The following is a 21,994-nucleotide window of genomic DNA, read 5'->3' as shown; positions in this document are numbered from 1 at the left end:
GATTCCGCTCAAACCAACACCTGTCGCACCCGTGATACCTGTAATTCCTGTTGCCCCAGTTATACCTGTGTCTCCGGTAATACCAGTGACCCCAGTCAATCCAGTAGCGCCGGTAGCCCCTGCTTCCGCCAGTAATGTGTAGTCCAGAGAGCTTCCCGGTGTTCCCGTTGGTGCAGCAACGTTGGCAATATAGGTACTTCCATTGAACGTAACCACCTGACCCGCTGGGTACGTTGGAGCCACAGCTGGATCAAATGGTAAAATTCCACCCAAACCTACTCCTGTAGCCCCGGTTATACCTGTTGCCCCAGTACTGCCCGTTATACTCACACCCGTTGCTCCGGTTATTCCAGTGGCCCCTGCTCCTGCCAACAACGTGTAGTCCGGAGAAGTTCCCGGTGTTCCCGTTGGGGATGCAACAGTAGCAATATAAGTACTGCCGTTATACGTGATCACCTGACCGGCTGGGTACGTAGGAGCAACGGCTGGATCAAATGGCAAAATCCCACTTAGCCCTACTCCTGTCGATCCTGTTGGTCCTGTAGCTCCGGGACTTCCTGTGCTTCCTGTAATACTTACGCCTGTTGCACCAGTAACTCCTGTGGCCCCTGCTCCTGCCAATAACGTGTAGTCCGGAGACGTTCCGGGTATTCCCGTTGGGGATGCAACAGTGGCGATATACGTGCTGCCGTTGAACGTGACCACCTGACCAGCAGGATATGTCGGCGCAACGGCTGGATCAAATGGCAAAATCCCAGTTAAACCTGCTCCTGTTGCTCCCGTAGGACCTGTTAAACCAGTAGGCCCCGACCCCGCAAGTAATGTATAATCTGGAGATGTATTTGGCGTTCCTATCGGAGATGCCACATTGGTAATATAAGTACTAGCGTTGAACGTAACCACCTGACCAGCTGGATATGTCGGAGCTGCAGCAGGATCAAATGGCACCGATCCTTCCAGGCCTACGCCTGTTGCTCCAGTCGTGCCAGTTCCTCCTGCACTCGCAAGTAATGTGTAATCCGCTGAAGTTCCTGGTGTCCCCGTTGGAGATGCCACATTCGTAATATATGTTCCACCCGAAAAGGTTACAATTTGCCCTGAAGCATACGACGGAGCAAGCGCAGGATCAAAAGGAACAATGCCTGTTAAACCTGCACCTGTTGCTCCCGTAGCACCAGTTGTTCCACCCGATAACAATAATGTAAAATCTGGCGAACTTCCCGGGATACCTGCTGGACTATTTACATTAGCTACATATAAATTCCCATCATAACTGACTACTTGGCCTTGGGCATAACTTGGACCTTGTGCTGGATCATATGGCGTTACATTATTTAACCCTACGCCAGTTGCTCCAGCTGGCCCCTGAGCACCTTGTGGCCCAGCTGGACCAATCGGACCAACTGGACCTGCTGGGCCTGCTGGACCCGCTAAGCCCGCCTCTCCAGGAGGACCTGGCGGCCCCTGTACTCCAGCTACACCGGGCACTCCGGGTACTCCGGGCACCCCCGGTGGACCAGCAGGTCCGGTTATCCCGGACGAACCAATTCCTATCGTTGCACGGCTAAGTGCTATCGACGTATTCCGAATTAATCCTACGAGTTTATCCTTCTCTGGCGGGGGCACCTCAAGCAACAAAGTCACACTCAACAGATCATCAAGCAGATTCTGCAAGTTGCCAGACAAGTTGACTAACGCAACAGGTACGACCTCCGAAGCTGCAATGGTTAATTCCAATACAGCTTGAAGCTCGGCTTTTACGCCAGCACGAAAACCTGACTCGTTAACAAAAGTAAGTACATTCCGTAATCCTGACTGCACCGCAAGGATGTTAGCAGCTGTAGGCTGACTAACTGCAGCGGGGATGGTGATTGCCAAAGATTGAAGTAACGTTTCAAACTGCTCCTGCTCACCTGTTGTTATAGGAATGAAGGGCGATCCCGCCCTGAACGATCTACCTTCCAAAAAAGCTTTAATATTCACCCGTTTACGCCTATCGGACATGCGTTATCCAATCCTCCTTTGACTACCTTGTTTTTCAAGCTTATGTCATGTTGGAGGGAAAATTATCTTGGACAATATAATTGTTTCGTTAATTTAACAACTTTTATATGTTCCACGTTGAACAAGATTAAACGGTACACTTCAACAAAAAAACACCCTCCTCAGGAGGGTGTTTCCGCAATTTTCGTATGAAATCCGGCTATTTCGGGGAATTCACCGGAAATTGTAATATAAACTCTGTACCTTCGCCAAGCGTACTGTTCACATGAATGATACCATGATGTGCATCAACGATATTTTTCACGATCGCCAGACCCAGTCCAGTACCCACACTTTCTCCACGAACCCGTGCCTTATCCGCTTTGTAGAATCTTTCAAAGATAAATGGCAGATCGGAAGTAGGAATACCCGCACCCTCATCCTTAATCGATACTTTAGCCATGGACGTTCGATGATCTCCAGCCAATGTGGCCGCAATAATGACATTTTTGTCGGGAGGTGTATGACGAAATGCATTATCAAGCAGATTGGTAAATACCTGTTCAAGACGATCCTCATCAGCCTGCTGAAGCAAAATGCTAGACTGATTACATTCAAAATGAAGCCGGATATCCTGTTCTTTGGAGCGTACGGAGAATTTCCGATACACCCGTTCCAGAAGCTCCACCAAATCGACTTCCTTCATCGCCATATCCGTATGCCCCGCTTCCATCCGGGCCAGATCCAGCAGATCCTTGACAAGTCTGCCCATACGCAGTGACTCATCATGAATGACCTGAATCAATTCTTCACTTTCCTCGGGAGAAGCCGCCATGCCATCCAGGAGAGCTTCACTGTAACCTTGCATCATGGATAACGGCGTTCGTATTTCATGAGACACGTTAGCGACAAAATCACGACGCATTTTCTCCAAACGAACCTCTTCGGTCACATCACGCAGAACGGCAACCGCACCTCGAACAACACTATCTGCATATAGAGGTGTCATCTGAACAGACCACACTCCCTGCTGAACATGCACATTCGAGCTCTGATCCCCGCCATGCTCCATAACCAGTTTGAACAAAGGAATCAGCGGTTCAGGAACATCACGGGATAACACATCTCCCTTATTCACTTCCTGTCCCTCTTCGTCCTGTGCCCAATCCAGGTCACACCAAGCCTGCATAATCTTCTCCCCTGGAGGATTCGTCAGAATAACCTTACCTTCACCATCAAAAGTAACAACGGCATCCGTCATGCTTCGAAGCACACTTGCCAAATGCTCCTTCTCATGGTTCAGGTTCCGAATGTTGTCCTCCAGTTGAGCAGCCATGTGATTAAATGTATTAGCCAGTTCACCAATCTCGTCGCTAGTCACTAGAGAGAGCCTAGTTCCATAATTTCCTTTGCGAATTGCATTGGCTGCCTGAATTAGCTGCTGCATCGGCTGAGTGATCTTCGTGAACAGAAAGAGGGCGAAGAATGTCGTCAAACTGAACCCGATGATACAGACATACGTGAACAGGCGCTTGATGTCTCTGGACTCCGATTCCGCAAAGTTCGTATCGATATACGGTAGCAAAAAAAGACCCAGCGCGATGAGCACACAGCCCACGAGACATATAATCGTAATCCATAACTTCCCGACCAGTGATCTCCAGAAATTGAAACTATTTCGGTACTTCCAGTTTATAACCCACACCCCAAACTGTCGTAATCATAGCCGCCGATTCTGGCGACACCTTGTTCAGCTTTTCACGAAGACGCTTGACGTGTGTATCCACGGTGCGGAGATCACCGAAAAATTCGTAATTCCAAACATCCTTGAGCAATTCCTCTCTGGAGAACACTTTGTCCGGAGAGGTCGCCAGGTAATGTAATAACTCATATTCTTTTGGTGTAAGACTTATCTCCTCCCCACCAGCAGTTACCCGATGAGCGTCATGCTCAATAACCAGATGAGGGAATACGATATTGTTGCTTGAGTTACTTTCTTTGGACAGATATGCAGTTGCCGAGGAACGACGCAGGATTGCTTTCACCCGATAAATCACTTCACGTGGGCTGAAAGGCTTCACCACATAGTCATCTGCGCCTACTTCAAATCCTTGAACACGGTTAATTTCTTCACCTTTTGCAGTAAGCATTAATACCGGAGTCGATTTTACCTGACGAAGACGAGTGCACACTTCTACACCATCCATCCCAGGCAGCATAACATCGAGCAAAATCAGGCCATAATCTCCAGCTGTTGCTTTTCGCAATGCTGTCTCGCCGTCTTCCGCTTCATCAATTTCATATCCTTCTTTTTCAAGATACATTTTCAATAGTCTGCGGATTCGTTCCTCATCGTCCACAACCAGTATCCGGTTCTCATGTTCTGCCATTCCACTCCAGCCCCTTTGCAATAACTCCAATCACTTCTATTATGTTCGATCTGGCGAACAATATTTGAATGCCCACTTTTAATGCAGGGGCAATGCATGGTTTCATGGATTGTTCTCCAAAACTTCGGCGAAACTGCCTATCCTAGTCGGCTCCTGCATAGGAGTGCAATCCTGCAATGATCAAGTTCACACCTACCAAAGTAAACATAACAACCAGGAATCCGAGCACGGCAAGCCAGGCAGATTTTCGGCCCTGCCACCCTTTGGATAAACGCAAATGCAGGTACACACTATAATAAAGCCATGTAATCAATGCCCACACTTCTTTGGGATCCCAGCCCCAGAAACGGCTCCAGGCAATCTGAGCCCAAATCATGGCAAAAATTAATGCCCCTAATGTAAATATCGGAAAACCGATGGCGATCGCACGATAACTGATTTCATCCAAATCATCAGCATCGATGCCGTCCAGCATAGGTTGCAGAGCTTGTCCAAGCGGTCTTCTTACGATTAATCGTATAATTCCGTAGAGAATCAAACCTACAATCAATGACCAGACTACCGTATTTAATTTGCGTCCGGCGTTAACTCCGTTCATCCAGGATGGCGTCTCAAGTAGAGGTTCCTTCATCCCAAGAAACGGTGTCATACTCTCCACTTCACTCTGATAAGGTGCAAAAATTGGAGGCATGCGATAAATCACTTTCTCTATTGTACTATCTTCCTGTACCTCTGTGTCAATGCTGGCCGTTTTCTGGACAAAAACCGTCTCGTACCCCGCGGCACGAAAGGCAAATACGGTTCCAATAAACCCGATAACAACGACAATGGTAACGAAGGTAAACTCCACCCAGCCCCGCTGACGTCTGGACGATTTGTCTTTCCCACTGAAATCAACGGTACGGAGCAAATACATGAAGCCTGCTGCGAACCCAACCGCGAAGAAGGCTTCACCCAGGGCAGCAAGCGTTACATGGATTTTAAGCCAAATCGATTGCAATGCAGGGATTAAAGGCTGTACTTCCTGTGGGAATACGGCGGCGTATGCCATAATAATAATTGTAAGTGGTAATGCAAACAGTCCAAGTAATGATTTTCGATAGATGGCATAAACCACAATAAACGCGACCATGATCATCATGGATAAAAAGGTCATGAATTCATACATGTTACTGACAGGGATATGGCCTGCTCCAGCCCAGCGCGTGAAAAAGAAAACGAAATGCCCCGCGAGTGCAACGATCGAAGCGATAAATGCTCTTTCCCCCCATCTGGCTACATGAGCCTGAGGATCTCGATTACTCCACTTCTTGCCCATAACGGCAATAGCGTATAACAAAAATGCAGCACAATAGAGAAAAAAAGATACAATAAATGCGTCGCTGCTGAAATCCAATAAACTCATCCTTGGTTCCCCCCGTTATCCAACGACTTCTCATCCACTTCCAGATTCATCTGTTTTAACACGGCTGATACTTCACGCCTGAAGCCAAACCAGTTTTTGTTGGTGTGTCCTCCCAGCGTGAGCTGACCATCATCAATTCGGATCCAGATACGACGGTGATGCCAGTAGAAGCCCATGACCAATCCCAACATCACAATTCCGGCTCCAACCCAGACAAATGGCATTGCCTTATCTACACGTATATTCAGATAACTTACGGATTGGATGATATCAACCTTATCCATGCTGTCAACTTCAAGCTGTAGAGGAATTTCTCCCCCTATCAGCTGCTGGTTTATTGAATCCTGCCTAAAACGCTGTTTATCCACCTGTTTTGCGAAATAAAGATATTGAATCCCTTCTTCAGGCAGCTCCGGGCCTTTAATTACAAATAAAAAGGCTGGTGCATTAGGTGAAGGCGACAAGGATTTGGGCTGACCGTTTTCATCAAGTCCGAAATCCATAAACTTGTCTTTTACGGTAAGTGAGTATGGACCTACCTCGAAGGAGCGCTCTGTATCGACCATGTCAATCTGGATTGAACCGTACTTCTCCCCCGTTTTCGCATCGACCAAATCAGGAGTTACAGAGCGAATGGTAGGTGTAAGGTCGTAATCGAACTGATACGCTTTCAACCCATGATAGTTTAATGGATGATTCACCCTTACATCATGCCTGGCAACCTCATTTAATTGAGGCTTCTTGGACAGATCCGAGCAATCGGCGGTGCATTCATACAACACGACTTTGGTTTCGAACAGTTTTGGAACAATTTTGTTCAAATTTCGAAACTGCTCGGGAACTTCATCTTCACTATAAAATTCAACATTGAACTGTTCGTTTTTCAAGTACATAGAGGTATTAGGGATTTTCTTAATCTCGCCTTCCGGAAAGGCAACATGCTCGTCCAGATTCAGTCCGGGAAGACCACGGGCCAACACAGCCAGAAGAAAAATAATTAGACCGATGTGGATAACATAGGGTCCCCACCGGGCGAATCGTTGCTTCTCGGCCAGCAGCGCACCTCCCTCTGTATGCACTCGATATCCTTTCTTTTTAAGCGGCGTAACCGCTTTCGTAATCCATTCTTCTGCCCCCTCTTCAATGGGACCTTGGTATACCAAACGCTGCCTCGTTAGAAACTGCATGTGTTTACGGATTTTTTGCTTGTTGAGTGCCTTATAGAGCGGAAGCACCCGGTCTAAACTGCATATGACGAGTGAAGCTCCGATCATAACAAGCAATAGGATGAACCACCAGGATTCGTATGTATGGGACAGACCCAACAGGTAATAGATATGGCCCAACTGTCCATAGGTTTCTTTGTAATACACAGATGGATCAATGTTGAGAAACGTACTCTCTTGAGGGTAGATGGTTCCCAACATGGACCCTACAAGGGTAAATACAATCAGATAGACCGCAATCTTCACGGATGAAAAAAAGTTCCACACACGATCAATGATATTCGGGTTGCTGCGCTGCGAACGACGGGCCCTGCCATCATAGCGCATTTCCAGAACTTCTTTCGATTTAGCCTCAGCTTCGAGCAGCGGCTTACCGCATGCTTCACAGAGTACGGTACCGACGGGGTTCTGATGTCCACATTCACATTTGGTATTCTGGAACACGACTAGACCTCCTGTCAGGGCTGCTTCGCCAGTTGTGAAATTTGAGCGTCAAGCGTATCCAAATCAAGTTGGCCGATATGAATGGTAGAGATTTTGCCCGTATTCGATACGAAAAAGGTTGTAGGCATCGGTGAGATTCCGAAATCCCGAATCGAAGTTTTGTCCCGGTCGAGCATAATCGGAAAATTGACTCCCACCTGACGAACAAAATTATCCACGGTCATCTGATCTTCTCCAGCATTAATGCCGATAAATTGAACACCCTGATCTTTCCACTTGTCTGCTTGAGCTTGAAGCGCCGGCATCTCTTTCACACAGGGCTCACACCAAGTGCCCCAAAAATTGATCACCATGGCCTTACCTTCATATTCTTCAGACGTATGCACTTGACCATCCAGGCCCAGCAATTCAAAAGAAGGAGCCTTGTCCCCTTCTTTCGGCTTGCCGTTCGAGCCGGATACCGATGTGGTGATCGCATATCCGCCCAACACCAGGATCAATAACAAAATAACGATTTGCACCGTTCTTCTTGATTTCCCCATGTGCTGCTCCCCTTTGCAGTGACTAATTCGTAATTGTTCATCTTCTCTCCCAACTGTGAACATCCTATGAACAATTATAGCGAATTTCGTCACAAAACTGCGGCGGTTTTATGAAAATTATGTGTCCTCAGATTACCTTTTTTTCATTTTTTTGGCGGGTTCCGATTTTGCGAGTGTAATCAGGTTATTGACTTCCTCTTTGGTCAAATTACGAGTCAGTCCCCGTTTCAGGTTTTGCAGCAAAATGCCACCAAAGGAGATCCGTTTCAAGCGCGTTACCGGATGGTTAATCGCCTCGAACATACGTCTTACCTGGCGGTTACGACCTTCGTAGATGGTAATGGAAATGACAGCTTCATTGTTAGCTGTGTCCACATCCTTGTACTCCACCTCTGCCGGAGCTGTCATCCCGTCATCCAGCATAATGCCTGTTTTTAATTTCTCCAGGGCAGTACCATGCGGAACGCCTTTGACCGTTGCCAAGTACGTTTTGGGTACATGGTGTTTTGGGTGCGTCAGCAAGTGAGCGAATTCACCATCATTGGTCAAAATGAGCAGACCCTCTGTGTCGTAATCCAGTCGTCCCACCGGATATACACGTTCTTTGACACCTTTAAGATAGTCGGATACAATTTTCCGTCCTTCGGGGTCAGATGCACTCGTGATCACACCTTTGGGCTTGTTCAACATCAAGTACACTTTCTTTTCACTGCGAATCGGTTTTCCATTAACCGTAATCATATCCTCTTCGGGGTTCGCTTTTGTACCCAGTTCGGTTACGACCTCCCCGTTAACTTCCACTTTGCCGGACAGGATCAGTTCCTCGCTCTTACGGCGAGATGCAATACCTGCCTGTGCGATAATTTTTTGTAATCTTTCCATGTTTGTCATGTCACCTCACACTAATGATACCCATCAAGGCGGGAAATCACAAGGATAATCCAAGGAAAATGTAAACAGCAGGCGATAATGCCCTTTTTCAGCCACGATCTCGTGCATATTTAACTACAAAAGCCCATCTTCATAGTTCCTGCACCATGACAGGAACGACGAAGATGAGCATGTTTAGTTTTGTGAATATGTATATTCACTTAACGTTAACGACAAGGGTTAACTGGTTACCTTGCCTGCGACAGCAATCTGTTTCTTGGCAGGTGATGTGGTTTCTTTGATGAAAGATTGCAATGTTTTCGACGTAATATAATAGGTTTTCCCGCCATATACAAACGTCATCATACCAATGACCCGATTATTCTGATCGAGAACAGGACCTCCGGAATTGCCTTGTGCCATGGCTTTCACAATACTGCCAATCCCCTTTTTGCCCGGCACATCCGAAGCTTGGCTGCTGTATATCCGGCTTTTGGCAATCGTATTATAGGTTGAAGGAAACTCTTCGTCCAGCAGTACCAGATCACCGGCAGGATTCTTCGGGAATCCAATCGTATATACAATCTGGTTATCCCTCGCGCTTGCGAACGTAACCGGCTCTGCATCCATGTCCTTGTCCAGCTTCAGCAAGGCCATATCTGTGACGGGGTCTGTCTTGATAATCTTTGCTTTAATAGGACGTTCCAAATGACCTGGACTCGCTACGGTTAACGTACCTTCGTCGCCATCCTTTAGTTCGGCAAACTCCTGAACGACATGGTAGTTGGTCAGAACTTCATCCTTGGAGATCAGTATGGAAGTTCCCACGTCATAATACACCATATCCGGCTCATCCAGCTTGACCAGACGAACGTTCACCACAGGGAATGAATCTGCGGTAACGGCCATTTGTGCACGCAGTTGTTTGTCAAAGTTACCTGTAAAATGAATCGTATTGACCGCCTGAGCAGCCGCCATGCCTGTCTGTCCAGCAAGCAAAGAAACGGCAATGATGCTTGACATACCTAAGCGGAGCATTTGTTTCATCCTTTTATGCATGTGTCTCTCTCCTCCTCCGCTACCATTCTAGCATATCTATTATATCGGAAGGAGAGTCGTTATATTTTAACCAAAAACAATCAAACAAATAGCCAGAGCGGCGATAAAGCCGACCAGGTCAGAAAACAACCCAACTTTGAGAGCATATCGGCCATTTCGTATGCCAACGGCTCCAAAATATACGGTCAGTACATATAAGGTTGTATCTGTGCTTCCTTGGATTGTGGAAGCCATACGTCCGATCATGGAATCCGGGCCATATGTTTTGATTAGATCCGTTGTAAAAGCAAGAGAACCTGTCCCGGTTAACGGACGTAATATGCCCAGTGGCAGTACTTCTCCGGGAACGCCCATCCAGGATACTAGCGGAGCGAACAGACTGATAACATAATCCAGTGCGCCTGAAGCCCGGAAAACACTGATGGCTACCATCATTCCCACCAGATGCGGGATAATGCTGATCGCCGTGGAAAATCCATCTTTTGCTCCATCAACAAAGGATTCATATACCGGAACTTTTTTAGTAAACGCATATAAGGGAACGAACGCGATAATAACCGGAATGGCCCAGACGGAAATCCAGTTGATGAAGGTTAACATGATGGACTCATCCTTTCATGCTGGAATTACCGCTCTTTATAACACGTGGCGGTCTGTTTAAGGTCCTGTTCCTATACCAGCGATCTGCCATAATCGCGGCGAGTGTGGCGATAATCGTTGCCATCAGCGTGGTGCCCACAATCTCTGTTGCATTGGCTGAATGATAGTTCAAACGAATGGCGATAAGGGTGGTCGGGATAATGGTTATACTTGCCGTATTTAGTGCGAGCAATGTACACATCGCTGGAGAAGCCGTTTGTTTATCGGGATTCAGCTCCTGCAGTTGCTGCATGGCCTTAATTCCCATTGGCGTTGCCGCATTGCCGAGACCAAGCAGATTAGCGCTCATGTTGGACAAAATATACCCCATAGCCGGATGATTCCGGGGCACATCAGGAAACAAAAAGGCAACGACCGGACCCAGCAGTTTGGCTATTTTGCCAAGCAACCCCGCATCTTCTGCCATTTTCATCATCCCCATCCAGAAGACAAGCACACTAATTAATCCAAAACATACGGTTACACCTGTTGCCGCCCCATCAAAAGCAGCCTGGGTAACAACTTCAATATTTCCTTTCGCGGCAGCAAAGCCAAACCCGACAACAATCATCATAAGCCAGATTACGTTAATCAAAACGTTAAAACCTCCTCTGGAAGCATAGTACATCGTGTTGTACAACATGAATGACGTACTCATGCTTCCTGATGATTATGGAGATAACAAGTGACCTAGCACCGCGCGCCATGCGGTTGCCCATGTTGAAACTTCACCGATCTCGCCAAGAGCTGCTTCTTCTGACTTCGACTCAGGTGGGATGTAGCTGCCTTTGCGATACACCGGGATTGAGCCAATAAACTCCCCTTTGAGCTCCAGATCAATGCGCCCAGCGAGGCCGAAGGATGGATCCAGCTGCTCCTCATTCTTTTCGCTTCTGGTCTCTGTTGGATTGGTCGTTAACACCAGTTTTTTGGTTACGGCCGACTTCTCACTTTCCGCAAGTGGATAAGTAAATCCACGCCCCGTTATAACATCCGTGTTAGCCACCGGCTGCTCTTTTTGAGCAATCTCCACCAAAGGGAAATTCTCAAATCCAAAATCAAGCATGCGCGCATGATCATTCCAATCATTTCCATCATTTAACGTGACGGCAGCCAGCTGCTGACCATTCCGGGTTGCGGAGCTAACCAGGCACCTAAACGCCTTTTTGGTATATCCGGTTTTCACCCCATCAGCGCCTTCATACAATCGCAGCATTTTATTTTTGTTGTGCCAGGAGTACTCCCAACTCTCATTCGGATTAGGCGCTGATTTGTCCTCGGTAGCAACGATTCGTTTGAAAACAGGATTGTGCAGTGCATAAGCCGTTAAACGGGCCAAGTCATTGGCTGTGGAATAGTGTCCATCTGCATCAAGACCGTGTGGATTCATAAAATGCGAATGCTTAAGTCCGATTTCCTCTGCCTTTTTGTTCATTAATAGGACGAAGCCTTCTTCCGAACCCCCAACATGCTCTGCGATAGCAGAAGCGGCATCATTACCTGACCTCAGCATTAAACCGTATAACATGTTTTCCAGTGTCATTTCTTCTCCCAATTTGAGATAAAGGGATGACCCTTCCTTGGCAAAAGCCGTTGAGGATACTTTTACTTTGTCATCAAGTTTCCCTTGTTCAATGGCGACAATGGCTGTCATAATTTTGGTCAAACTGGCTATGCGCAGTTCCTTATCCCCGTCCTTGCTGTATAGGATTCTTCCGGAAGTCACATCAATGAGAGCTGCACTCTGCGCATGGGTTGATGGGCCGGGGATCGTTCCTTGTGCTTCAGCAACCTGTATGAAAGGCAGAAGCAGCAACGGTACAAGCAAACCAATCATTACTTTTTTAAACTTTCGCATCAATTCATTCCTCCGGGTCACTGGAATCTTGTACTAACTTATGTTCGGACAACCTAAAGTATGTCCCATCTTTCCAAACAGCAAAAATCCCTCTCACAAAAATCTGTGATAAGGGATCCGGATAAAACGGCTTAGCTGTAAGTGGTATGATCCGGTGTAACGCGTACGCCAGAGTCATCATTCTGCGAATTATTACGCTGGAACATCCCCTGTATTCTGTCAAGAACATAAGGTGTAGAATCAATGAGTTTCTCAAACAGATGAGTGGAGTTGTCCAGTGGCACGATGTGCACGCCTTGTTTTCCAACAACAAGGAAGGCAATCGGACGGATGGATACGCCACCGCCACTACCTCCACCGAATGGTGAAGCAACGTTGGCTGAATGAGCACTTTCAGTCTTTGCACCAGGAACAGAGCTGCCTTCTTTGCTCTTTCCATCACTCACATGAAAATCGCTGCCTCCAGCGGCGAATCCAAAACCGACTTTACTGATCGGCAGAATAACCGTGCCGTCTGGTGTTTCTACCGCATCGCCAACAATGGTATTAACATCCACCATGGCCTTGATATTCTCCATTGCGGTTTCCATTAAGCCTTGAATTGGATGATCTGACATTTGAATTCCCTCCAGTTTCAATTTGAACTAGGTTTGATCTAACCATATCATCCCCAAACCTGAACAGACTATGTAAGTCTCCGTGCAGAACAAGCAAGGAAACAGCACCCAACATTCCTTGGGGACACTTCGCGACTTCAGAACCCATTGCAACCGAAATACAGTAACGAATGCACTTATCCCAATTAGCCTTGTTGTTCCTTCAATTTTTGCTTGTGTCTGCGCCGTTGTTCCCGTACTATTTTCAGCCACATCCGCCATCCGCCATCCACTTCCAAAACCCGGGTCATTAGCCTCACTCCAGCAAGTATAACCGCCGTAATACGAATTTTCATTCTGCAATCCAGCTCCGTTTGAAATTCCATTTCATCATCCCAAACAGGAACCACTTCAAGCATGGGCGTACGCTTAAAACGGATTTGATACGACAGAAAGCCGACAATAATTGATTTGATGCTCCAAACCCAGCCTGTGAGAATAGCTGTATAAGCTGCATCACCAATACCTATTCGGGTAGACCAGGAGAGCTTGGTGATTTGTACATGGCTTAATGTTTCCCTGACCCATATTTTGAGCGCATCCGTAGCCCTCATCATGATCTTTACTTCTTTTGCCCACTTTTTGACTTTGCGTTTGTTAATCCGCTCGTTCCCCTCTGCTTTTCCATGCGTATGATTCACATTCTGTTCGGTTTTCACCAAAAAACCCTCTTTCATGTTACGAAAGACGATACTTGGTATTTCATAGTTAATTCGTACAATACCGTAGAGGAGACGAACGTTGATCCGAGCGTAATCATCGCTTTTATGTTTACGGAACGTAACATGCACATGAACATTCGAGATGAGAACAGCGGCAAACAGCAGTGCGGCGAACAAGCCGATTCCTCCAAGCCAAATCCACACAGGCCTTACCTCCAAGCCCTCAATTCTTTACACGTCTAGTATGGCACTCTATATAGGAAATAATTCACGGCTGACCTGAAAATTCCATTTAAGAATTCGAAATCTCCACGTTTGCTGAGGTCCCTTGGCATGCAAAAAAACCGCCACCTTATCAGGTACCGGTTTATTACTGTTTCATATGGACGATTCGACCTTACGAGTCCAGATCCTCTTCATGAACCGCATGATTGTTATCCGTATTTTCGTTATCAAAATCATTCTGGTCCGTGCTTCCCAAGTCCACCTGTTGTCCATCCAGCTTGTTGAACAGCATCTGTGTCTCTTCTTCCAGATTCTCAGAATCTTCAAACAAGCCCGGTTCCGGAAGGTCTTTAAGTGAAGCAAGTCCAAAATAGTCGAGAAACGATTTGGTTGTTCCGTACAATATAGGTCGTCCAATCGCCTCTGCTCGTCCTACTTCTTGGATCAAATCCTTATTGACCAGTGTATGGATGGCCCGTTCGGATTTCACACCGCGAATCTCTTCGATCTCGACCCGTGTAATGGGCTGACGATAAGCCACAATGGCGAGTGTTTCAAGTGCAGCCTGAGATAACGAGGTCCGTGCAGGAGAATAAGCTAGCTTTTCAAAATACGCAGCATGCTCCGGCAGCGTTCCCAACTGGACCACTCCCGCAATTTTGAGAATTTGAACGCCTCGTCCCTGGTTCATGAAGTCAGCGATCATCTCCTCTACGGCATCTGATACCAGTTCTACCCGCTGATCCACGATCTCGGCAATTTGTTTGATGCTTAGACCTTCCTCTCCGGACAAAAAGAGCAGCCCCTCAATAATCGACTTCAATTTCGGAAAATCCATGATTCCTAGCTTCCCCTCTCCACTCCATAACGATATCCTCAAACATCCGCTCCTGATAACAGACAATTTGTTTCATCTTCATCAGTTCCAGTACGGCCAAAAAAGTGACTACAATTTCATGCCGGTAAATCTGATCATCCAGCAGTTTGGAAAATAACAGCCTTCCTCCCGGTCCCATACTCTCCAGAGCTCCAACGACATCACGTATACGATCCTTCACCGAGATCTCATCGCGCTGAATTCGTGTAACCGTTGTACGCTTCTCTGCCTTACGCAGTGCCTTCTGAAAAGCAGCAATCAGATCCGAAGTATGCAAACCCTCTACCGGATTTGATTGGGTCTCCACAGGCATATAAGGCCTCAGGTCCTCTGGCTCTTTGGAGAATATAAGGCTCCGTTCCCATTCCCGCTCATGCAGATGACGGGCTATTCCTTTGTATTTGCGATATTCTATCAGACGTGCAATCAGCTCCGCACGTGGATCATAATCTTCTTCTTCCATATAATCATAATCCTCAAAGTCTTCAATCACCGGTGGTTTGGGCAGTAAAAGTTTGCTCTTGATGGACAGAAGCGTTGCTGCCATTACCAAAAACTCGCTCGTAATATCCAGCTCCAATTCCTGCATCGAATGCAGATACGCCATGTATTGATCGGTAATATCGCTGATGGGAATATCCTGGATATGAATTTCTGCCTTATCGATCAGATGAAGCAGCAGATCCAAAGGCCCTTCAAAAGTTTCCAGTTTATATGTAACTACCGTCACTAGACGAATCCTCCCGCCAGAAAAATACAAAACCCCGCTAAGCCGCCGAATCCGATTTCCCGAATTCGTCTGCGCAGAGCAGGGCACTACATTAAATAAGCACTATTTTAGCTGTTTCGTCAAGTTCGCCATTTCAATTGCAGCCGTGGCAGCATCCCAACCTTTGTTACCAGCCTTCGTACCAGCGCGTTCAATCGCCTGTTCAATATTCTCTGTTGTAACCAGACCAAAGATCGTTGGCACGCCGGTTTTGAGGTTAATAGCCGCCACTCCTTTTGCCATTTCGTTGCACACATAATCATAATGTGTCGTTGAGCCACGAATAACGGTTCCCAGTGTAATGACAGCGTCATATTTGCCGCTCTCCGCCATTTTCTGTGCAATCAGCGGGATTTCGAATGCTCCTGGAACCCAGGCTACGTCAACTTCACTGTCCTGCACCCCATGACGTTTGAACGCATCGAGTGCTCCGCTGAGCAATTTGCTTGTGATAAATTCGTTAAAACGTCCGACAACCACTCCATATTTTAAACCTTCCGATACCAAATGTCCTTCAAAAAAGTTTGGCATTTAAGTCATCTCCTCTAATGTATAATGTAATGTAATTAACCGATTTACGAGCATTCATATTTCCATAAATTACATGAACAGAAAAATTAGTTTTTCTCTTCGTTCTGTTCGATATCATCGAACTTCAACATATGCCCAAGCTTCGCCTGCTTGGTATGCAGGTAAAGCGTATTATCCTCGTTCTCTTCCATCTGGATGGGAACACGCTCCACCACTTCAAGACCATAACCTTCAAGGCCTTTGATTTTGCGGGGATTATTGGTTAACAGACGAATTTGGCGAACGCCGAGATCTTTCAGAATCTGTGCGCCAATACCGTAATCACGCAGATCAGCAGCAAACCCCAGTTTCAGGTTGGCATCTACGGTGTCCAGACCTTCCTCCTGCAGCTTATAGGCTTTGAGTTTGTTAATCAGTCCAATGCCCCGGCCTTCCTGCCTCATATAGAGCAGAACGCCATTGCCTTCATCATTAATCTGTTTGAGGGCTGCATCGAATTGCGGTCCACAGTCACAGCGATGGGAGTGGAATACGTCGCCTGTAAGACATTCGGAGTGAACACGAACCAATATGGGCTTGGAAGAGTCGATTTCACCTTTGACCAATGCGACATGCTCTTTGTTGTCCACTGCATTCGTATAGGCCACTGCTTGAAACTCCCCAAAATCCGTAGGCATGCGGACAGCCACTTCACGTTGAACCAGCTGTTCCTTCTCATTACGGTAACGAATCATGTCCTGAATACTAATCAGTTTCAGGTCATGCTTGCGGGCAATCTCCTGCAGATCAGGCAGTCTCGCCATCGTGCCATCTTCCTTGATGACCTCACAGATCACACCAGCCGGATAGGAACCGCACATGATCGCCAGATCAACAGCAGCTTCCGTGTGACCGGCACGGCGGAGCACTCCTCCGTCTTTGGCAATGAGCGGGAACATATGCCCCGGCTTGCGGAAATCACTGCTTTTGGCTTCCGGATCAATTAGACCCTTCACCGTAATGGATCGTTCATGTGCAGATATGCCTGTTGTTGTATCCTTGTGATCCACGGACACCGTAAATGCCGTTCCATGGAAGTCCGTATTTTGCTGAACCATCGGTTTCAGATTGAGCTCATCCGCACGCTGCTGTGTAATGGGAACACAGACCAGGCCTCTGCCCTCGGTAATCATGAAGTTGATCACTTCAGGTGTAGCCTTCTCTGCCAGCGCGATAAAGTCCCCTTCATTCTCCCGATCCTCATCATCCACAACAATGACGGGTTTGCCGCGCATCAAATCGTATATCGCTTCCTCGATGGGATCTAGTATGGATTGATCTGACATAAGTTCCCCTCCAGTCTCTCTTTGTAATGGTTATGTTCCTTATGCAAAGCCATGGTTGGCCAAAAACTCTTCACTGATGCTTTTCGGTTTGCCAGCACCCGTTTCGGGATGCCCTTTGCCGTAATGGAGCAGATGGTCCACATATTTCCCCAAAATGTCACATTCAATGTTGATGGTATCCCCCGGCTTTTTCACCTGAAGCACCGTTTCTCCAATGGTATGGGGAATAATCGATACGGTAAACGAGGCTTCTGTTGTCTTCACCACGGTGAGACTAATGCCATCGAGGGTTACCGAGCCTTTTGGAATCAAATATTTGAACAGTTCGTGGTCGTCCGGTTTGATCTCAAAAACAACCGCATTCTGATCACGCGTGATCCCGCCAATGACTCCCGTACCATCCACGTGTCCTTGTACGATGTGTCCACCAAAACGCCCACCCGACTGCATCGCCCGTTCCAGGTTTACTTTACTACCTGATTGCAGCTGACTCAGATTGGTATGACGGTAGGTTTCAGGCATGACATCTGCGGTAAATCCTCCGCTTTCCAGGGTCGTTGCTGTAAGACATACTCCGTTTACAGATACACTGTCACCAATCTTCAGATCGTCCATGATGGCGGAAGCTCCGATATTCAGGACCAATGCTTCGCCTTTTCGACCGATACGCCGAATCTGACCGACCTCTTCCACCAAACCGGTAAACATGCTGCCGCCTCCTTATGCTTATATCTTGCCTTGCTCATTCGCTCCGTTATTCAGGCCAAACAGGAATTCCGCCAATACTGATATTATCTCCAACTTGCTCAATTTCCAGCTGATTCAATTGAATGGCCTGACTCATGCGCTCCACCCCTTCAAATCGGAAGCTTCCCGGTGTATCGTATCCGCCCACAATCTTTGGAGCGATAAACATCAACAGCCGATCGACCAATTTGGCTTCCAGCATGGCACCATTCAACGTGCCTCCGCCTTCAAGCAGGATGGAGCCGATTTCCCGTTCTCCCAGCTTGCTAAGCGCACTCAGCAGATCCACACGTGGTCCAGGACCACAGCGGATAATTTCTACACCGTAGGCTTCCAGACGTTCGGCCGCCTCAGGGCTCGCCTCATCGGTTGTAAGTACCCATGTCGGTGCCAGTCCATCCTTGACCATCTTGGCTCCAACCGGGAGACGCAGCTTCGAATCGACAACAATTCGCACAGGACTGATCCCTTCCACTTGGAGGCGGGTGGTCAGCTCCGGATTGTCTGCGATAACCGTATCCACACCAACCATGATACCCTGATGACGATGGCGGAGTGCATGTACGATTTCCCGTGCGGGTTCGTTGGAGATCCATTTGCTGTCTCCACTGCGGGTTGCAATTTTGCCATCCAGTGTGGATGCCGTTTTTAAGGTGACAAACGGCAAACCGGTGGTAATGTACTTAATGAATTTTTCATTCAGACGTCTTCCGCGGTCACGCAGAATGCCAACCTCAACCTCAATGCCTTGTTGACGCAGCATGCTGATTCCTCTGCCGGATACCTGCGGATTTGGATCCTCACAACACACCACGACACGCTTCACTTTCTCGTGAATCAAACTTTCGCTGCAAGGCGGCGTCTTGCCATAGTGGCTGCAAGGCTCCAGCGTAACATAGACTGTACTGCCCTCAGCATCGCTGCCTGCCATATTCAATGCGTGTACCTCCGCATGGCCCGTACCCCGCTTGAGATGACTTCCCAGACCTACGACCCGGCCTTCTTTTACAACAACACATCCGACGACAGGGTTAATCCCCGTTTGCCCCTGTGCACGTTCTGCCATATCCAACGCAAGCCCCATATAAAATTCATCATTGATCATTTCCAAGTCCGGTCACCCCACGGTTAGAATCTTAAATTATAGGCCTCCCATCGAGCAGAGAGGCGGTTATACCATATCAAATAAAAAATCCCCACTCGAACAATCGTTCGGGTAGGGATGATGAGAGACATGTGTCACCAGCAGGATGTCGTTAATACGATTGCCAACAGCACTCCGCTATAATTCCATTTCAGGCAAGTGAAAGCAAACACATACCTAAAGAACACAATTACAGGTAAAGAGCTTCAATGATGTGGCATAAGTATGGAAACAGCCGGATAACCGACATTCCCTGCACAGAAAATAAAACCTCTTCTGTACAGCAACGCATCTGCGGAATGCAGTCCAATTAGGGCTGCACCCTCTCCTTCTCCCATCCAGACTATACTGTCGGTTCTGGAATTGCACCAGATCAGCCATCTGCCACAGGCAGACAGGTCACGGACTTTGCAACAGTGCTGGATAGATATCCTCACACAGGTGCATCACCGCCGGTAGGGAATTGCACCCTGCCCTGAAGGATCGCTTTCGTTATTAATTGGATGTTAGCACTTTAACGCCGAAAAATCAATTGTTTTTTGTTCCTTTTTGTCACATACTAACTTTTAATAAGCAAAAGGACATAAAAAAGACCGCTTCGTCTTATCAACGAAACGGCCATTTTTATCGATTAGGATATCGATTAAACTTCTACGACTTCAACAGTTTCCATTTTGTCGCGACCTTCGAAAGCATCTACGAACTCCATACCTTTGGTTACTTTACCAAATACGGTATGCTGTCCATCCAAATGCGGCTGTGGCTGGTAGCAGATGTAGAACTGGCTTCCACCTGTGTTACGGCCTGCGTGTGCCATTGCAAGTGTTCCGCGCTCATGTTTGTTCGGGTTGATCTCACAGTTGATTGTGTATCCTGGGCCACCTGCACCCGTTCCGTTAGGGCATCCGCCTTGTGCGACGAAGCCTGGAATTACGCGGTGGAATACAAGACCGTTGTAGAAGCCGGAGTTAGCCAGTTTCTCAAAGTTTGCCACTGTGTTTGGAGCTTCTTGATCGAACAGGTCGATTAGAACTTCTCCGCCGTTTGCCATTTTGATTTTCGCTTGTTTCGCCATATGTAAATGACTCCTTTCGTATTGACCATCGTTAATGTGCCATCATGTCATGACCCTGGGCCAAGCTCTATAGCACTTTTCTTAGTGTACACCGAAATGAGTCCAACCGCAAAATAAACCGCAATTTTTTTCGAAAATGTTGGGCCAAAAGGCAAAAAAAAGACAAAAAGGAATGTTCCTTTTTGTCTTTTTACTATTTAGTAATTCTTAACATTAACGGGTTACAGGCTGTTTAGTAATACGCTCAGGCACGAGGTCATTCTGAATGATGTCCTGGTACGTTTCACGACGTACAACCACATCACCTTGGCCGTCTTTGACAAACACGACTGCCGGACGGCGAATCCGGTTATAGTTGCTTGCCATGGAGTAGTTATATGCACCTGTGCAGGCAACTGCAAGCAGATCACCGCTCTGAACTTTAGGCAGGTCCAGATCCCAGATCAACATGTCGCCGCTCTCGCAGCATTTGCCGGCAATCGATACGGTCTCCTGAGCAGACTCATTTGCACGGTTGGCAAGTACAGCTTCATATTTGGATTCATACAGTGCCGGACGCGGGTTGTCCGTCATGCCGCCATCCACTGCGACATATTTGCGCACACCAGGGATGTCTTTGCTCGTACCAACGGTATACAGCGTTGTACCTGCTTCACCAACGATACTGCGGCCTGGTTCAACCCAGATTTCCGGAACGTCATATCCAATTTGGGCAAAGTGATTTTTGACAGCATCCGTGATGGCTTTTACGTATTGTGCGACTTCAAGCGGAGTATCCCCTTCTGTATAGCGGATACCGAATCCACCGCCCAGGTTAACCACTTTGAATGCTACGTTAATACGCTCATATACGCTTGCAGCGAATTCAGCTACACGCTGTATCGCCATTTGGAAGCCTTCCACCTCAAAGATTTGAGAACCGATGTGGGAGTGAACACCCAGCAAGACGAGGTTGGACTGCTTGGAAGCCAGCTCAATCGCTTCAAATGCTGTTCCGTTACCGATATCGAATCCAAATTTCGAATCTGTTTGACCTGTGGAGATATATTCATGCGTATGCGCTTCAACACCAGGCGTCACACGAAGCAGGATGTTTACTTGACGATTCTTCTCTGCGGCTACAGCCTGCAGCAAGTGCAATTCATTGAAGTTATCCACAACGAAGCAGCCGATCTCGGCATCAAGTGCCATTTCGATCTCTTCCAATGTTTTGTTATTGCCGTGGAAATGAATGCGTTCAGCAGGGAATCCTGCTTGCAGTGCTGTAAACAGTTCACCGTCCGAAACCACATCCAGTGAGAGCCCTTCTTCCGCAGCGAGAGCACACATGGCCATAACGCAAAATGCTTTGCTTGCATAAGCAACCTGGAATCCCAGTCCAGAAGCACGGAATGCATCCATGTATTCTCTGCAGCGATCGCGAACCAATTGCTCGTCCACAACATAAAGTGGTGTTCCAAATTGTTCTTTCAAGTCCGTTGTATCTACTCCGCCAATTTCCAGATGGCCTTGAGCATTTATTTTACTTGTACCATGTAAATACATAATCAGCATTCCTCACTTTTTT

The 21,994-nt window shown here is 47.3% G+C and carries 21 protein-coding genes and 1 riboswitch; all 21 genes read right to left on the bottom strand.

What is annotated here, in order from left to right; genetic code table 11:
- Positions 1-2,004, bottom strand: a 2,004-nt coding sequence (locus CHI14_RS30690) for a collagen-like repeat preface domain-containing protein (protein ID WP_095290537.1), incomplete at its 3' end; no start/stop codon positions are given.
- 199 nt (positions 2,005-2,203) lie between these two features.
- A complete protein-coding gene (locus CHI14_RS19625) occupies positions 2,204-3,601 on the bottom strand; it encodes an ATP-binding protein (protein ID WP_170948192.1) in 1,398 nt (465 codons plus the stop codon).
- A 55-nt stretch (positions 3,602-3,656) separates the two neighbouring features.
- Complete coding sequence (locus CHI14_RS19620) at positions 3,657-4,373, bottom strand: response regulator transcription factor (protein WP_017687664.1); 717 nt, start codon at positions 4,371-4,373, stop codon at positions 3,657-3,659.
- 142 nt (positions 4,374-4,515) lie between these two features.
- Entirely contained in the window at positions 4,516-5,778 is a 1,263-nt protein-coding gene (ccsA, locus tag CHI14_RS19615; RefSeq protein ID WP_095290535.1) for a cytochrome c biogenesis protein CcsA, read from the bottom strand.
- The gene (resB, locus tag CHI14_RS19610) at positions 5,775-7,448 is read right to left on the bottom strand and encodes a cytochrome c biogenesis protein ResB (RefSeq protein ID WP_095290534.1); all 1,674 of its coding nucleotides are present in this window, start codon (positions 7,446-7,448) and stop codon (positions 5,775-5,777) included. The genes ccsA and resB overlap by 4 nt, the downstream gene beginning before the upstream one ends.
- Before the next feature lie 14 nt (positions 7,449-7,462).
- Positions 7,463-7,990, bottom strand: coding sequence for a redoxin domain-containing protein (locus tag CHI14_RS19605; protein WP_095290532.1), 528 nt, complete (start codon positions 7,988-7,990; stop codon positions 7,463-7,465).
- 132 nt (positions 7,991-8,122) lie between these two features.
- Positions 8,123-8,872, bottom strand: coding sequence for a pseudouridine synthase (locus tag CHI14_RS19600; protein WP_095290531.1), 750 nt, complete (start codon positions 8,870-8,872; stop codon positions 8,123-8,125).
- Between the two features lie 228 nt (positions 8,873-9,100).
- Positions 9,101-9,919: a S1 family peptidase gene (locus tag CHI14_RS19595; protein WP_095290529.1), complete on the bottom strand. Its 819-nt coding sequence runs from the start codon at positions 9,917-9,919 to the stop codon at positions 9,101-9,103.
- A 66-nt stretch (positions 9,920-9,985) separates the two neighbouring features.
- Positions 9,986-10,519, bottom strand: coding sequence for a spore maturation protein (locus CHI14_RS19590; RefSeq protein ID WP_095290528.1), 534 nt, complete (start codon positions 10,517-10,519; stop codon positions 9,986-9,988).
- Positions 10,520-10,526: 7 nt separating this feature from the next.
- Positions 10,527-11,132 (bottom strand): nucleoside recognition domain-containing protein, encoded by a 606-nt coding sequence (locus CHI14_RS19585; RefSeq protein ID WP_371859959.1) that lies wholly within the window; start codon positions 11,130-11,132, stop codon positions 10,527-10,529.
- 96 nt (positions 11,133-11,228) lie between these two features.
- Positions 11,229-12,416, bottom strand: a complete 1,188-nt coding sequence (locus CHI14_RS19580) for a D-alanyl-D-alanine carboxypeptidase family protein (protein WP_095290523.1) — start codon at positions 12,414-12,416, stop codon at positions 11,229-11,231.
- Between the two features lie 131 nt (positions 12,417-12,547).
- Positions 12,548-13,033, bottom strand: a complete 486-nt coding sequence (gene ytfJ / locus CHI14_RS19575; protein ID WP_095290522.1) for a GerW family sporulation protein — start codon at positions 13,031-13,033, stop codon at positions 12,548-12,550.
- A gap of 185 nt (positions 13,034-13,218) precedes the next feature.
- Positions 13,219-13,938: a DUF2953 domain-containing protein gene (locus CHI14_RS19570; RefSeq protein ID WP_095290520.1), complete on the bottom strand. Its 720-nt coding sequence runs from the start codon at positions 13,936-13,938 to the stop codon at positions 13,219-13,221.
- A 193-nt stretch (positions 13,939-14,131) separates the two neighbouring features.
- Positions 14,132-14,797 carry an SMC-Scp complex subunit ScpB gene (scpB, locus tag CHI14_RS19565; RefSeq protein ID WP_249281169.1) on the bottom strand — a complete coding sequence of 222 codons (666 nt, stop codon included), beginning with the start codon at positions 14,795-14,797 and terminating at the stop codon, positions 14,132-14,134.
- Positions 14,766-15,566, bottom strand: coding sequence for a segregation and condensation protein A (locus CHI14_RS19560; protein WP_095290518.1), 801 nt, complete (start codon positions 15,564-15,566; stop codon positions 14,766-14,768). Before CHI14_RS19560 ends, scpB begins: the two co-directional genes overlap by 32 nt.
- Before the next feature lie 102 nt (positions 15,567-15,668).
- Positions 15,669-16,136, bottom strand: a complete 468-nt coding sequence (gene ribH / locus CHI14_RS19555) for a 6,7-dimethyl-8-ribityllumazine synthase (protein ID WP_095290516.1) — start codon at positions 16,134-16,136, stop codon at positions 15,669-15,671.
- An 86-nt stretch (positions 16,137-16,222) separates the two neighbouring features.
- Positions 16,223-17,461, bottom strand: a complete 1,239-nt coding sequence (locus tag CHI14_RS19550) for a bifunctional 3,4-dihydroxy-2-butanone-4-phosphate synthase/GTP cyclohydrolase II (protein WP_095290514.1) — start codon at positions 17,459-17,461, stop codon at positions 16,223-16,225.
- A gap of 39 nt (positions 17,462-17,500) precedes the next feature.
- On the bottom strand, positions 17,501-18,169 hold the full coding sequence (ribE, locus tag CHI14_RS19545; protein ID WP_095290513.1) for a riboflavin synthase: 669 nt from the start codon (positions 18,167-18,169) through the stop codon (positions 17,501-17,503).
- 46 nt (positions 18,170-18,215) lie between these two features.
- Positions 18,216-19,319 (bottom strand): bifunctional diaminohydroxyphosphoribosylaminopyrimidine deaminase/5-amino-6-(5-phosphoribosylamino)uracil reductase RibD, encoded by a 1,104-nt coding sequence (gene ribD, locus CHI14_RS19540; protein ID WP_170948191.1) that lies wholly within the window; start codon positions 19,317-19,319, stop codon positions 18,216-18,218.
- Positions 19,320-19,674: 355 nt separating this feature from the next.
- A riboswitch (FMN riboswitch) is annotated at positions 19,675-19,839 on the bottom strand.
- 156 nt (positions 19,840-19,995) lie between these two features.
- Positions 19,996-20,427, bottom strand: a complete 432-nt coding sequence (locus CHI14_RS19535; protein WP_095290511.1) for a peptidylprolyl isomerase — start codon at positions 20,425-20,427, stop codon at positions 19,996-19,998.
- Positions 20,428-20,640: 213 nt separating this feature from the next.
- The gene (gene lysA, locus CHI14_RS19530) at positions 20,641-21,972 is read right to left on the bottom strand and encodes a diaminopimelate decarboxylase (RefSeq protein ID WP_095290509.1); all 1,332 of its coding nucleotides are present in this window, start codon (positions 21,970-21,972) and stop codon (positions 20,641-20,643) included.
- Positions 21,973-21,994: the final 22 nt, after the last annotated feature.

Source organism: Paenibacillus sp. 7516 (assembly GCF_002272715.1).
Classification (GTDB): Bacteria; Bacillota; Bacilli; order Paenibacillales; family Paenibacillaceae; genus Paenibacillus; species Paenibacillus illinoisensis_A.
This window is presented reverse-complemented; position numbering and strand designations above follow the sequence as displayed.

Coding starts and splice junctions, on each gene's coding strand:
- CHI14_RS19620 (WP_017687664.1), bottom strand. CDS start 4,373: ATGGCAGAACATGAGAACCGGATACTGGTTGTGGACGATGAGGAACGA.
- ccsA (WP_095290535.1), bottom strand. CDS start 5,778: ATGAGTTTATTGGATTTCAGCAGCGACGCATTTATTGTATCTTTTTTT.
- CHI14_RS19605 (WP_095290532.1), bottom strand. CDS start 7,990: ATGGGGAAATCAAGAAGAACGGTGCAAATCGTTATTTTGTTATTGATC.
- CHI14_RS19600 (WP_095290531.1), bottom strand. CDS start 8,872: ATGGAAAGATTACAAAAAATTATCGCACAGGCAGGTATTGCATCTCGC.
- CHI14_RS19595 (WP_095290529.1), bottom strand. CDS start 9,919: ATGCATAAAAGGATGAAACAAATGCTCCGCTTAGGTATGTCAAGCATC.
- CHI14_RS19590 (WP_095290528.1), bottom strand. CDS start 10,519: ATGTTAACCTTCATCAACTGGATTTCCGTCTGGGCCATTCCGGTTATT.
- CHI14_RS19585 (WP_371859959.1), bottom strand. CDS start 11,132: ATGATGATTGTTGTCGGGTTTGGCTTTGCTGCCGCGAAAGGAAATATT.
- CHI14_RS19580 (WP_095290523.1), bottom strand. CDS start 12,416: ATGCGAAAGTTTAAAAAAGTAATGATTGGTTTGCTTGTACCGTTGCTG.
- ytfJ (WP_095290522.1), bottom strand. CDS start 13,033: ATGTCAGATCATCCAATTCAAGGCTTAATGGAAACCGCAATGGAGAAT.
- scpB (WP_249281169.1), bottom strand. CDS start 14,797: ATGGATTTTCCGAAATTGAAGTCGATTATTGAGGGGCTGCTCTTTTTG.
- ribH (WP_095290516.1), bottom strand. CDS start 16,136: ATGCCAAACTTTTTTGAAGGACATTTGGTATCGGAAGGTTTAAAATAT.
- CHI14_RS19550 (WP_095290514.1), bottom strand. CDS start 17,461: ATGTCAGATCAATCCATACTAGATCCCATCGAGGAAGCGATATACGAT.
- ribE (WP_095290513.1), bottom strand. CDS start 18,169: ATGTTTACCGGTTTGGTGGAAGAGGTCGGTCAGATTCGGCGTATCGGT.
- CHI14_RS19535 (WP_095290511.1), bottom strand. CDS start 20,427: ATGGCGAAACAAGCGAAAATCAAAATGGCAAACGGCGGAGAAGTTCTA.
- lysA (WP_095290509.1), bottom strand. CDS start 21,972: ATGTATTTACATGGTACAAGTAAAATAAATGCTCAAGGCCATCTGGAA.